The organism is Stygiolobus sp. CP859M (assembly GCF_037389975.1).
Taxonomy (GTDB): domain Archaea; phylum Thermoproteota; class Thermoprotei_A; order Sulfolobales; family Sulfolobaceae; genus Stygiolobus.
The window spans coordinates 43,454-56,802 of the sequence record NZ_JBBHKS010000004.1 but is presented as its reverse complement, the minus strand read 5'-3'; the positions used below and the strand labels follow the sequence as shown (position 1 = coordinate 56,802).

The following is a 13,349-nucleotide window of genomic DNA, read 5'->3' as shown; positions in this document are numbered from 1 at the left end:
AAGTACCCCTTGAGCACGTCCAACATCTCCTTGGCCAAGTCGATCTTGGTCTTGAACTCGGTGACCATCCCCAAATCCAACATCTTCCTCACGGCGTAGGGGAAGGCTCCCACCATGAACGCCCTGCCCGTGGAGAGGTCCACTATGGCGACCGTGAGGAGTTGTATACCCCTCTCGAACCTCCCGTGGGCGTGGCAGTAGATCCAGTAGTTCCCGTGGGGGCTCACGTCCTTACCGCGGGAGTACTCCTTGTGGTCCACGGTGTCGTCTATGATGACAACAACCTCACCCTTCACCAGCCCCGACAGGACCTTCAAGTAGTCCCTCCACGCGTCTTCGAGTTCTCCCAACGCCTCCAGCAGGTTTGCGTAGTCTAACCCGAACGTCTCAGCAGCATTCTTCACGCTGGCCCTACCACCTAGCAGGACCATCAAGACGAGTGCTAACCCGACCTTCCTGCTCCTCCCGTTCCTCCTGACCACGCCCAGAACTTGGTTGACCGCCTTGACCAACTTCTCCCTAGCCAGTTTGACCTGTCCCTTCCGGTTTGACATTTTCATCTTTTCAGTGGAACGACGTCTAAAATTAAAAACTTCTCGCTAATACCGGCTTCTTGGTATTACCTCCCTAAGATTCCCATAACTGCTGTTAACTATTACAATAACATCACGATCATTCTCATAACCACAAACACACTCAAACCAACGATAATCAACTTCCCTCATCTTTCTACCACACTTAGGTGTAGTGATGGAAAAGGAGTGATAAGGCCGAGTGATTAATAGTCACGATGAAGGATGAAATCTACTTACACGTTGTTGCTTAAGATTATAGTCAATCTCTTCTCTAACTTTATCATCTTTAACATAATATTCTATCTTTTCATCAAGTTCACCTAGATTGGAATACATCTCTATATTTTAAAAATACTTTCCAAAGTGCTCCTTCTTTCCTCAATATAAACCCAGAACATCCCGCAATTTCAAAAACTCACATATTACACGCCTCTGCTCTTAAATCAGTAGGGTGATGAATGTTGAGATTAACCTTAGTCTGATTTATGATCTTTAGATAATCTTCTCCATATATTCGGTAGACCCCAAAAATCATTTCACAAAAATTATCTCAGCAAATTATTTACATAATAGAAAAATTAGAAATTAATAGGAAAAATTTAAGGTTAGGAGAGCTGGTATTACCAGTGGGAGATGAAACTTGATAACACGAAGCTCTCCAACTAAGTAAATGTTCACCAATAGCACTTGTAGGGAAATCGTTACATTTTTACGTTAAAAACATATAAGAAAAATCCTCCTATTGGTTAAAAAAAACATATGATAAGTAATAAATAAAAAATAGAGGAGTAAATTCAAAGTATTTATTATCTCATGAGCGAATATTATAATTTTTTGTGTGAGGAAATTTCATTAAACTACTGTTAATTTACTATTCTTAGACGTTAAGCATAATTTTAAATATCATATTTCAGAATATGATATTTATGAATATGGTAGATAGAGAAAGAGAGTTACAAGCCCTAAAGAAAAGGTTTTCATCAAATGACTTAGAGCTTATAATAATCTATGGAAGGAGAAGAATAGGAAAAACTTTCCTCATCCTAAACGCTGTTAATGGTTATGATTTCATATATTATTTAGCCACAGAAAAAAACAATTTGAGAAAATTCAAGAAATTGGCGGAAAGCAAATATGAAGACATAAAATACGTTAAGGAAGATTGGGAGGCAATTTTTCACTATTTGAGAGATAAGATTATCATAATAGATGAGTTTCCGTATATGATAAAAGAGGATGAGAGCGTATTATCAACCTTCCAAAAAATTGTTGATGAGACTCTAAAAGGTAGTAAAACTAAACTAATTTTACTTGGCTCTTCCATTTCCATGATGGAAGACGCGATATCCTATAAAAGCCCTCTTTACGGTAGGAGGACTGCGTCTTTCGAATTAAAAGAGCTCAAATTTAAAGATCTGAAAGGATTTAATTTCTCTCTAATTGATGCAATACACGTTTACGGTTTTGCCGGTGGAGTGCCTTTTTACCTCACAAAGGCTAAAACTCCATTCTTAAAATGGATCAATGCAGAATTAAAAGAAGTTGACTCTTTTATAAAAGATGAGATAGACTTTATGTTAAGATACGAGTTTTCCGAGATTGGTACGTATAAGGAAATATTACACGCAATTTCTTCTGGCAAAAATACGTTAGGGGAAATAAAGGACTTTGTTAAAATAAGTGGAGACGTTTCTTCATACTTAAATAAACTTGAGAAAATAGGAATAATAGGAAAGGAGTTCCCCTATAAGATGAAGAAGGGTGCTAGGTATTATATTAAGGATAATTTTACACTGTTTTGGTTCACATTTATTTATCCAAACTTAAGCTTAATAGAGGAAGGAATTTATGAGATAAAAGAAGACGAATATAACGTATACTTAGGGAGAATTTTTGAGAAAATAGCCAGAGAATACGTGGAGGACGTGTATAAAGTTAAGGTAGAAAGGCTCTGGTTTAAGGATGTGGAAATAGATATATATGGAGGCGGAATAGCTGGTGAATGTAAGTGGAGTGAAGGAATAAATGGGGAGAAAGTACTTTACGAATTAAAAAGAAAAGTTGAAGATTTAGGACTAGACGTTAAAAAATACATAATATTTGCAAAAAGCTTTTCAAAAACTAGTGAAGAGGCTGAGTTTATAGATCCCAAAAATCTAGAACAATGGTATAAAACTTAAAATGAAAAGATATATTACAAAACGTATAAGATTCTTAATAACTAGAAAGACTAAAAAATTCAGATACATTAACCTAGAGTATGATTAATAATTTCATTTATTTGAGATTTATTCAAAATTACAAAAATTGGGAGTTAAGGAGCAAAAAGCCCCGCCAGCGGGAATGTGAGTGCGGGCAACAATTTTGTTAATTCAGTATAAATTATATAAGGTGTAAATTTAATTTCAATTCAACACAAGATTTATCAGTTAATAAAATATAGTGTTGTAATATTAACCATGTCCAAAAATTTTATTGTGAATCAGAGAGTTTAAATGATACAACTTTAAGAAAATTTTAACCAAATTTCAAATGAATAAAATTGTTGTCCACACTCAAAAATGCTGACTCAAACCTAAATTTATTAGAGGAGTAAAAGTTTTTAGCGTCAGATGAGTTTTAATTCTATGTATGAGTTTATTTTACAACAAAATGTCTCGTACAATGCTTCTGTTCAGAACTTTTCATTGAATATGATTTTACCAACCATTAGAGAATATGATGACGGTATTTTGATAGAATTCGGAGGTTCTCCTTACGATGTGGAATATCACAATGCCAACGTTCAAATTTGGAGGGATAAACACGGTAGAATAGTCGCAATTGATATAGTTTACGAGGACGATAGTAAATGATAGTTCTTGATGACTATGAGTTAACTTCTATTAAGCCCGGTATTCTAATAATGAGGGTAGGGGATGAAGAGCTTAAGATCAGAATTTATCCTATACCAATTCACGTGATTAAGAGCGGTGAAAATTACAGCGTCCAAGTAAATGCAGTAGTTTCTGTAGATACTAATCAGCCTAAATTCGGTGAACCGTGTAATCCCCAAAATCTAGTGTTCCATAGAGGTATAGTGCCTAAAGAGGTTAATGTTGTTGAGAAGCCTGAAGTAGAAATAAGCGTAGAGGGTAAGAGAATTAACGTTTATTTGGAGATCACAAACTTAACGGTTTACCCGGATTTAAGGGACTCAGGGGGGGAGTCCTTGTACAATGATTTCATGGAGTTTATTCCAAACTGTGAAATAAGCCAACACGCATTAGATAGAATTAGCATTTTCAAGTCTTAAGAAACAGAGGGATAGATACTAGTGTTATCATTAATGCTATAAGGAGAGTTTGTAATAATCCTGAGTTCTATGATAGAGAAGAACGAGAGAGTAACAAGAGATATGTTTGCTTTAATCTCCCTCAAGGGTTTTACTTCATTATTGTTTATATTTTAGTTCCTCCTTTAGTTAGGATAATTACTGCAATTCTAACTAATAAATATCGTGATGTGCTAAATAAGTGTGGTCGTTCACACAATTTGACAAGTTAAAAATAATTCCATTCCTTTTATTAATGCTTTAAGAACCTTATACTTTAAGAATGGCATATTATAAGTATCAAATACTAATTTAGAATATATTTTGATTTTAAATAATATAATAGAATTGTATTTTACTTTTAATATAGGAAAAATTAAAATTGGCTAGATACGTTCTTTTTACAAATCAAGGAAATTACGATTATCTCCTAGATTATGTGATAAGATGCAATTAATCAGATCTATGTAATACGGATCTGACTAATATGTTTTATACAAGGGAAATAAGGAGCATGAGGCCGAGAGGTTGAATACAAATTCATGAAACATCAATGAAAGTTTGAACCCCTCTCTATATAACTCATTCCTTTGAAGCTTATATTGACTAGGAATTCGGTAATTAAAACGAACAATACCAGAACGGTAATCATTGACATCGTAGAAAATACAAAGACAAAGTCTTCTATTAGATATGCGATATTAAAATAAGCCAAAAAAGTTGTAACTATTGAGATAGCAAATGTAATTATAACTGAAATTTTAATTACTAATTTCAATACGTTAATAACATGTTCCAATATTTTATTAAAGGAATAAAATAATTTCACTGCTTTATCAATTGTAGTAGGAGTTGATACAATTTCGTTCTCGGTAACCCGTTCCATTAAAAACTCTACCACAAATAAAAAGATATCTAAACCAAAGATCAGTGAATCTATCATTGAATAAGCAGAGTCTAGAGGTAGCAAATGGTCTATTGCATAAAGAAAAGTCAAATGGATAGGGAAAATCGTAATAAGGAAAATAAATCTTAGAGATAAAGATATGAGTATAATAATGATAAGTTCAACAATACTAGGAAATAGAGTATGGAAAACAGAGCTTGGCAATAAATTTCTAATAAAAACCTTGAAATAAAGGAAAATATATAGTCCGTAGAATATTATTAACCCTGCAATCGACGCTAACAAATAGCTAATATCGTTAGTGTAAGTTCTAGTATTGTGTATTAACTCAGTTAACTCACTTTCAGAAACATTATAATACATAAGCTCGGATGCCGTATCGTTCACTGTTATTGATTTATCATTTGGTTTTATTTGCTGAGGTGATAAGAAATATTTCATTATAGAATTCTGTGTGTATGCATACGCATTAAATATATTTTCAAAGTAAATTGTGTAAATTATTCCTGAGAAAATTAAAGCGATTATGAATATAATAGAAACGACTGTGGCCAACTTCATAATAGGAGCAAATCTCCTAAGCGAATAAAAATCTACTTTAGGAGTATAGTGGTACAAATTCGGCATATTGTCTTAGGTATTACCAGAAGCTTTGTAGAAAGACGTTTATGCTATTTGTGTCTATGAATGGAATAATCAGGTGGAAAGAAGTGGATTATAAAAAAGTTATCGACACTGCCCAAAAGGTGCTTTATTACGTTAGATATGGAGTATTGGATAAAGGAATAGATCTAGTGAAAGCAATTATTATTTCTAGTATAATCAACGTGGTATTTGAAACCTTAAAATATTACAACTTGAGAGTACTACCACAAAATTCTTTTTTTTTTTTTTAGCTCTAACCTTAGTATCTCTTGTTTTCGTCCTCGGAAAGGTTTTCAAATATCGCAAACTTTACGACGAAAACAAATTCTACGTCATACCCTACGTAGTAGGTGAAATAATACTTCTTGCTTTAGTCGTGAAGCCTCTAAATGCATCATTGCCGACTGAGATAGTAAAAGACGCTATACCGCTGTTTATAGCGATAACGTTAACACGTGTTAAAAAATGAACTGAATTATAATCACACAATTCTTCTCAGATGAGGTGAACAAGTTGAACCCAACTGCCATGTTGATTCCCTTATTTCTCACAAGTCTCACATCACCCATAATTTCCGAATCAATTTCAGGTATATTATCATTCATATATCATTATATGTATATATGTAGCGATACGAAGTAGGAGTTAACAGAGTGGGAGTATTGGGAGCACTATTCAGGAATATTGAGATACCTCTAAAGGGAGGATATCAGAAAAAACTACTTAACCTTCATGACGCGATATACACATTAAAAAACTCCGAACTTTTTTATATTTCCTCGCACTCGTAATTTTTACATTACCGCGTTATCGCTATCTATTGTTCATTCTTCCCTCTTTATTCAACATAATCTATATATTTCTGGATCCGCTAGTAGTAGGATCGGCAATAACAAGGTTAATTAGAGTTAATTATGAATAAATTGCCTACGAAACAACGAAGAAGTCTCGGTCTTATTTTTGACCCCTATTTCCTCCTAATGCTCAGTATTTTTCACTGCATTTGAAATTCTGACTTATAGGCTTTACTCAAATATAAACCTTGAGAGTGTAATAGGGAATGAATTGATCACAATAATTGCAGTTCAAGTATAAGAGAGTTCTTATAGCGTCAAAACTGCAATGCAAAGAGGACTTTGAATCAGTATTTTTTCTTAGCTGGTGTTATAAGACCAAAAATTAAAGCACACACAAATAACGGTGTTGTAGAGGGAAAAGTGGTAGACATAAGAGACGATTTAGTTTTAGATACAGAAAAGGTGAAGTTTATATCGCTTGGAAGGACATAACCTATTATGAAGTAGTAAAAGAGGAATGGCAAGACTTTATAAGTTATAGCTAAGACGACAGTTAACAATAATGAGTTTCTTATGTTAGTAAACCTTAACATAAGTTAGCTTCTAATTCTCTCTTTTTCCCGTCGTTTGTCTCTAATCCTCTCCTTTTCTTTTGAACAGTCTTATACCCCCCGTACTTGAAGTTGTCACGTCACGTTTCCTCCTCGAGTAGTTCAGAAACACTTAGTCCTTACTTCCTCCTCATAAGCGAAACGGGATGAAGAAGAGAGTCTTGATTGTACTCTTAATTAAATCTCCTTCGTTATGAACCTAGTTATGAAACCCTTATTTCTTAATGTTATTGGGACAAGCTTCAACGCCTTCTCTGACGTAAAGTTTAATCATTATCCACTTCGTACGATATAATCACTCGTAGTCTTTCATCACCCTTCTCTCAGCACCTCTTATGTCCATTTTAACAATCGAGATTTTGTCTGATGATTTTATCGTAATACCAGACATGACGCCTTTTCTTGATCTTAGAGCTTTGTTCCTTCATCAAAAACATAACGTCATCAATGTCATACAAGCCTTATCCAGTAAGACCACGTCCCATAAGTTATCCATCTCCGCGTTTTTCGTAATAAAGACTCAACAGCTACTTAAACTTCTAGCAACTTATACAACTAAATTCTCTGTGAATACTTGAGCGTCAAGCACTGTGTCGGTATTTTCTGTCTTTTAAAAAATTTTTCTTAAGCGTATAAACTCCGTTCGCACTTATAACCCTCATGATCGCGACAATAAACTTCAGCTTAGAAGGTAAAAAAGACTCAATAATTTTTACATCTTCGATTATACTATTTTCAACAACTTAAACAGTAGAGGAACGAGAAGAACTAACAAAAAGTCTAAATATGGTGGATCCACGAACACCTCATGAACTCCTATTAAAGGCATCATTACGAACAGTGTAATCTCCCTCCTACCGACCGACGGTGAAAGTGTAGGTCCTTGTAGCGTATAACACAATGAACAAGGAAGAAATTACGGAGACTATCACCTGAGACAGAGCACCACCTATTATACCTAGCCTCGGAATTAGAAGAAATGAAGTCGGTATGACTAAGCTACCGTTAAGAACAGACAAGACCAGGGAAGGCCTCAACGATTTTCTTACCGCGATTATGAAATTAGTTAAAGACATTATTGGATAGGGCAGAGTCGAGGCTAGAAGGAGTAGAACTAGAACTTTTATCCTTCTGCGTATTCCGGAAAGAATTTGTCCACGACAAATATTGCGTCGGGTATCGATATTATAACGGCTAAGAAGGAGATTAGAGCTAGCACGCGGAAGGAATGCGAGGACATTTTCTTCTCGTAACTACCTAAAGCCTTGTAAAATGATGCTGCAGGTAATAGAACTACGCTCATTGAACCTAAAACCATTGAAGGTACTCCAGCTACTAAAGCAGAAAATTGATACAGACCCAAGTGATGTGAGCCAAGTAAGTAAGCAGCTGTAACTCTGTCACCTTGTGAAGAGAGGAAAGTTACTGAAGAAGATAGATAAAGAGGTAAACTTTCCTTGAAGTGCTTATAGAGAAAGAAGGTCAGACTTCTATATAGTTTCGCGATTTAACCTCCTCATGCTCCTTGTCCAGCCCCTATGCCTAGAGCTCTTATCTGAATGGTGATTTAGCTTATCAAGTAAACTGCCCTTAAAAAGAAGAGAAGGTCGACTAATATCATCTTGATTATTGTTTTAAAAACTAATAGTTATTTAAAAAATTTATCATCCCAAATTTAACGTGATTTGACTACTATATCCTAAAACATTATATTTAGTTATCGGATTAGCACTCATTACAATGCTACCCTCAAGAACAGCTTTTACTATCTCCTTCCTTTTCTTATTTCTAATGTCAAAACCCATGCCTATAATGCCAAGTTCTCCTATGAATCTATTAGCTTCATTTACGGGCAAAGGAGATAATAAAATTCCATTATTAGTAATCTTGCTACAGTTGAAGGTCTCGTTATCAAGTATACTTAGTTTTACTATCCTTCCTTCTCCACCCAGAAAAGCAATCTTACCATCTAATGCCATTTTAATTTCATTTTTATCACCAGTTAGAATGACATGAATTTCGGCATCTATCGAAACGTAATTCGCGATATACAACATTCCTTCTTTAGTAACCTTTTTATCCCTGTCAAGCCCTATTCCTAATCTAGGTTGAATGAATACAACGGATGATAAATCTTCTCTTGTTAATTCGCTCATTTCAGTATCTATCTTGTTATAGTCGATCTTCTCTTTATCTTCATCTTTATAAAACTTAATTATATCGTAAATTTCGTCTCTAATACTTTCAGATAATTTATCCAAAGGAGCTTTAATAAGAGTGAATACACCCCCTATTCTTAGTGGAACATAAGCGTAATTCTCTTTAACTAATAGAGGGCCACAAATCTCGTTTATCGGTTTCATGTTCTCCTTTACTTCATCTATCCAATTTTCCTTAACTACTCCTTTATATAATAAGGACGCTAACATTCCTGCTATTGTAGAGGGTCTAGGAATTAGTAAAGTTTTAGCATATGATGCCGGACCTTTAGTTTCTATATCAAATTCTCCAGAAGATCTTAGCATTAATGGCTCTAAAGGTTTAATTACTAAGGTTACTTTCTCACTCACTCTTCTCAGCCCCTAAGATATTGCTTAAAGTCTGAAATAGATTATATATTAAAGTCTTAGAGTTATTATCAGATTTGATTTCAAGCTGTATTAAATCTTTATAATCATTAAAACTAAATTTTAATTTTTTATCTAACCTATTTCTATTGATCAAATAGTCTAAATATATAGCTAAGAGTTCATCTTTAATTTTTCCATTATTAAGTAATTCATCAGATAAAACATTGTAAATAACACTTTTTGATAATTTTTCTTGTTTAATTAGTTCATAAAGCTTACGTAATAGTTCTAGGCTCTTAGCAATACTATTGAGATATTCGTCAATATCACCTTCATCTTCATTAGGTCTCTTAATGGATAATGGAAGAACACTAGCCGAACCCCTATATTTAACTATCACTATATCCTTTTTATAATTCCCATATCTTATCCTCTCTTTCCCATCTTCAAGTAAATTATAAGAATCCTCCAATACCAACTGTAATGGGTATTTTATATGGGAAAAGTAAATTACATAGCTACGTCCTACTAAGGGAAATAAGCTAAAATATGCGTTATTTAACTTAACAAATCCCTTACTCTCGGTTTGCATAAATTCGCCAATATTATCCCTAATTATCCCCGCTATTGCTTTACGACTCTTTTCGACGAATTCTAAAGCTTTCTCCACTGGTAAAATCGCTAATAAGTCATCACCACCTGCGTAGACCACAAAACCATCTAAATCTTCTGCTAACTTTATCTCCATAAGTAATATTCTATTTAACATGCTACTAATGCTAACGTGCCATGACGGGAACAGAACCAGTCTATCTCTTCTTAGATTTTCCTTAATAAATTCCTTGATCTGATCTATTATGTTATTTGTCAATTTCTCATCTTTTATTTCTTCTTTTATAATTTCTTTTGCTTTGCTTTCCTTATTATTTAACATAAGCTTCATAACGTTTTTATACGATCCCTCTCCCGCGTTTCCTAAATATCTCCTAATAGCTTTCTCAACAACATTTTCTTTGCCATCTTTTTTACCACCGTAAAAAGTAGAGTCTATGATACCAGCAAGATAAGGAGTTAGCTTACCCTCTAATAAGTCGCCTAGATAATCTGTATCTGCTCTAATGAGGGCATAATAAGGTGATAAAGTCTTATCTCTTGTTCTTCCAAACCATAGGGTTTCTGGGTCTTTAAGAATTAAACATCTTTTATCCTCAGGATAAGTTTCATAGTATTTCCACAAGGATATCATATCTCTTATTTCCTTGCACTCTAACTCCTCATTTTTAAACGCCTCATATTTTTTGTAAGATGCTATGTGACTCACTGACGGTATAAAAACTCTTTTACTTTCTATCTCTTCTTGTCCAAAATCCCCATTATTTACTAGAACTTTAAATACTTCCGGTCTCATACCCAATCCTCGTTTAATCAAACACCACGGACACAACTTCTCCCCTGGTGAAAGTACAACCTTTAAATCATCAAGCTTTTCATCACCTATTTGTTCCCCTATAATTCCCTTAACAAATTCCTTATACTCTTCATCACCTTTAGGTAAAATCAAAATAGCTGGTAATATACCACAAACACTGCAATACTCAAATCCTCTACTACTCTTTCCTATGGCATCTTTATAATACTCAAAGTTTGATAGCTGAGTGGCTGGAGAAGTACGGGATAACTTATGCTTCTTAAACTCACTAACTAGCTTAATATATTTATTATCAAAATCCATATAATCAGGTTCCTTGTCTTCATCCTTCTCATCATTAGGTATTTCTGTAACAATAACTCTCAATGCCAACGGGGGCTTTTCCTTGAATTCTTGTACGCTGGTTATACTCATTACTTTATTGAAAACAGCCCAGAAATAATCATTGGGATTTTTGGAAGCATATTCTATTAGGAAACTTACTAATTTTTTCCATCCTTCTCTGAACTTCTCATCTACATAATTACGGATACATTTCTCATATTTGTATCGAGAATTCTGATCTCTTTCGCATTTAAGATTTAGTTCTCTTTCAACATACCCTATTCCTGGCAATATTAAAGTGGCTCTAGCTGGGATTATAGCGTATGGAGGAATACCTAACTTTTTATATGTTTCATCATTGTTAAATATGTATTTCGTAATGAAATTAACAACTTCATGGATAACTGTCTTACTATTTTCTTTATCTTTAAGGTATTTATTGTAAATATATGAAGCAAAGAAGGGATTAAATCTTAATGACGGGAACAGCACTACATCAGCTCCAAACTTTTCTACTATGTTAATTAATACATACCACACTAGGGCTGACAATAAATAACTTGAAGCCCACAAATCTCTGAGCTTCCTGGACTTATTTATGTAGTCCGCAACACCTACTATGTCTAAACCTACTAGGAATTTACTGGTGCCATAAAACCAATTTAATATCGACGCAGTAGCGTATAAATGATCAAAAATTGAGTGAGTAGGGACTCTAGTTTCTGCTGGGCCAACCGAATAACCTTTAGCTATCCATAACAACTCGTAAAGGAAGTAAAATACGTTATAAGTCTCAACACTTATCCCGTTAAGATTTAAGGCCTTAAATACATTTGAAATATACTCGAATAACTGAATAATGTCTTCTTTAGAATAAGGATCTTTAAAGAAACATTCTGCGTTTATAGGTTCTTTTTCACACTCAATTGTTTTTAATTTGACCTGAAGCTCTGGTACTAAAAAATTCTTAAGCTCTATATTGTCATAGTTTGCGAAAAGTATCTTTCTCCATTTATTGTATAAAGTTGATGTTAAATATCTATCAAACTTACTTGCTTTTCCATCGGCACTATTAACTATAGATTTCTTATTTTTGATACTTTTTTTAATTATCTTCATTGTATTATTTTCATTTAAAAAATCTAAATGCGATATTAACTCTATCGCTATATCTTTATGCCCAATTTTATTTTGGGTTAAATTAGATAGGTACTTAAATTTGGCGTTTTTTAAAGACTGTTTCGATACACGATATCGTGTACATTTTAACATAAACGGCTTATTCGGTGGGTCATGAAGTAAAGCTGCAAACTTTTCTTTAATTATCCCTTCTAAACTCTTCATCAATTTTTCACGCTCCACGAGATTCCATTTACCGTGAATTGAGAGAAGCCTAACGTAGTCTTAGCCCCTATTCCTTCTTTACTCATTTTAAAAATCAAATCTTTTATAATCTCTTTTTCTTTATCATCCAAGTTTTGATCTTTATAATAAACTAAAAATTCAAATGTCACTCCAGGGGCAATTGCAAGTAATATTAAGGGATTAGGGCTTACCTCTGTCTCTTGCTTTACATCATTAGTATAATGCGGTGTTATTATTTCTGGTAAAAATGTATTTCGTTCCGCACTTATTGGAAATGCATCAGTTATCATTAGAAGTCCCTCATTATTCTCCGTTCCAAATAATTTTTCTACTAGTCTCTTATCTTTATCCTCAATACAGCTTCTCAAAATTCCCTTAATTTCAGAGGCTGGGATATATGGGGCATTAAATATTGGATCGAAAGAGATTCCAGATTCAAAAATGGTAAATCCAAATTGAGTGGAAACCCCTATAAATGTCTTTGAAGAAGTCTTTATCCTGACATCAATAAGGCTGTACTTTAGCTTTTCCAGTATTTCCTTTATATTATTAATTACGTCACGTAACATAGAAAAGCCCGGTTTATAGCTAATTGACAATAATTCGACTATCTGTCTTTTCTTTAAATTATATATATCTTTGATAGAATATCTTTGTTCTTGGTAATTTTTAAATCTAATATAATTTTTATATATTTCAGCGATAGGTATGTTTTCAAAATCATCTAGTTCCTTTTCACCAGCTTTATTATTGGAGTAAAGTCTAAGTATGCCTATGATAATTCCCTCTAACTGTAATATGGAATAAAGATTG

General features: G+C 33.7%; 9 protein-coding genes and 3 pseudogenes. 4 read left to right on the top strand and 8 right to left on the bottom strand.

All coding sequences use genetic code 11. The features are described from left to right. Both WIW72_RS00600 and WIW72_RS00595 read right to left on the bottom strand, forming a co-directional pair. Positions 1–554, bottom strand: a pseudogene (locus WIW72_RS00600) (IS701 family transposase); the annotation flags it as partial. Between the two features lie 45 nt (positions 555–599). Continuing rightward, positions 600–755: pseudogene (locus WIW72_RS00595) on the bottom strand (RNA-guided endonuclease TnpB family protein); the annotation flags it as partial. Positions 756–1,492: 737 nt separating this feature from the next. Between WIW72_RS00595 and WIW72_RS00590 the strand changes: the two are divergent. The 3 genes from WIW72_RS00590 to WIW72_RS00580 all read left to right on the top strand — a co-directional run bounded on the left by WIW72_RS00590 (position 1,493) and on the right by WIW72_RS00580 (position 3,870). Next, the gene (locus WIW72_RS00590) at positions 1,493–2,755 is read left to right on the top strand and encodes an ATP-binding protein (protein WP_337703260.1); all 1,263 of its coding nucleotides are present in this window, start codon (positions 1,493–1,495) and stop codon (positions 2,753–2,755) included. Between the two features lie 447 nt (positions 2,756–3,202). Beyond that, positions 3,203–3,430 carry a hypothetical protein gene (locus tag WIW72_RS00585; RefSeq protein ID WP_337703261.1) on the top strand — a complete coding sequence of 76 codons (228 nt, stop codon included), beginning with the start codon at positions 3,203–3,205 and terminating at the stop codon, positions 3,428–3,430. Next, the gene (locus WIW72_RS00580; protein ID WP_337703263.1) at positions 3,427–3,870 is read left to right on the top strand and encodes a hypothetical protein; all 444 of its coding nucleotides are present in this window, start codon (positions 3,427–3,429) and stop codon (positions 3,868–3,870) included. Before WIW72_RS00585 ends, WIW72_RS00580 begins: the two co-directional genes overlap by 4 nt. A gap of 568 nt (positions 3,871–4,438) precedes the next feature. On the opposite strand, the gene WIW72_RS00575 is transcribed toward WIW72_RS00580, so the two are convergent. Both WIW72_RS00575 and WIW72_RS00570 read right to left on the bottom strand, forming a co-directional pair. Beyond that, positions 4,439–5,356 carry a hypothetical protein gene (locus WIW72_RS00575; RefSeq protein WP_337703265.1) on the bottom strand — a complete coding sequence of 306 codons (918 nt, stop codon included), beginning with the start codon at positions 5,354–5,356 and terminating at the stop codon, positions 4,439–4,441. 1,225 nt (positions 5,357–6,581) lie between these two features. Next, the gene (locus tag WIW72_RS00570) at positions 6,582–6,830 is read right to left on the bottom strand and encodes a hypothetical protein (RefSeq protein ID WP_337719424.1); all 249 of its coding nucleotides are present in this window, start codon (positions 6,828–6,830) and stop codon (positions 6,582–6,584) included. Between the two features lie 353 nt (positions 6,831–7,183). Here WIW72_RS00570 and WIW72_RS00565 point away from each other — a divergent pair, with 353 nt between their 5' ends. Next, positions 7,184–7,426, top strand: a complete 243-nt coding sequence (locus WIW72_RS00565) for a hypothetical protein (RefSeq protein ID WP_337719423.1) — start codon at positions 7,184–7,186, stop codon at positions 7,424–7,426. A gap of 3 nt (positions 7,427–7,429) precedes the next feature. Here the strand turns inward: WIW72_RS00565 and WIW72_RS00560 are convergent. The 4 genes and pseudogenes from WIW72_RS00560 to cmr6 form a co-directional block, all read right to left on the bottom strand. Next, positions 7,430–8,325, bottom strand: a pseudogene (locus WIW72_RS00560) (lipopolysaccharide biosynthesis protein); the annotation flags it as partial. Positions 8,326–8,512: 187 nt separating this feature from the next. Then, on the bottom strand, positions 8,513–9,418 hold the full coding sequence (gene cmr3 / locus WIW72_RS00555; protein WP_337719422.1) for a type III-B CRISPR module-associated protein Cmr3: 906 nt from the start codon (positions 9,416–9,418) through the stop codon (positions 8,513–8,515). After that, the gene (gene cas10 / locus WIW72_RS00550) at positions 9,411–12,515 is read right to left on the bottom strand and encodes a type III-B CRISPR-associated protein Cas10/Cmr2 (RefSeq protein ID WP_337719421.1); all 3,105 of its coding nucleotides are present in this window, start codon (positions 12,513–12,515) and stop codon (positions 9,411–9,413) included. Before cas10 ends, cmr3 begins: the two co-directional genes overlap by 8 nt. Further along, positions 12,515–13,135, bottom strand: a complete 621-nt coding sequence (gene cmr6 / locus WIW72_RS00545) for a type III-B CRISPR module RAMP protein Cmr6 (protein WP_337719420.1) — start codon at positions 13,133–13,135, stop codon at positions 12,515–12,517. The genes cas10 and cmr6 overlap by 1 nt, the downstream gene beginning before the upstream one ends. Positions 13,136–13,349: the final 214 nt, after the last annotated feature.

Excerpts from the sequence above, each read along its gene's own strand:
- WIW72_RS00565 (WP_337719423.1), top strand. The coding sequence starts at position 7,184 with ATGTCCATTTTAACAATCGAGATTTTGTCTGATGATTTTATCGTAATA.
- WIW72_RS00585 (WP_337703261.1), top strand. The coding sequence starts at position 3,203 with ATGTATGAGTTTATTTTACAACAAAATGTCTCGTACAATGCTTCTGTT.
- cas10 (WP_337719421.1), bottom strand. The coding sequence starts at position 12,515 with ATGAAGAGTTTAGAAGGGATAATTAAAGAAAAGTTTGCAGCTTTACTT.
- WIW72_RS00580 (WP_337703263.1), top strand. The coding sequence starts at position 3,427 with ATGATAGTTCTTGATGACTATGAGTTAACTTCTATTAAGCCCGGTATT.
- WIW72_RS00590 (WP_337703260.1), top strand. The coding sequence starts at position 1,493 with ATGATATTTATGAATATGGTAGATAGAGAAAGAGAGTTACAAGCCCTA.
- WIW72_RS00570 (WP_337719424.1), bottom strand. The coding sequence starts at position 6,830 with ATGTTAAGGTTTACTAACATAAGAAACTCATTATTGTTAACTGTCGTC.
- WIW72_RS00575 (WP_337703265.1), bottom strand. The coding sequence starts at position 5,356 with ATGAAGTTGGCCACAGTCGTTTCTATTATATTCATAATCGCTTTAATT.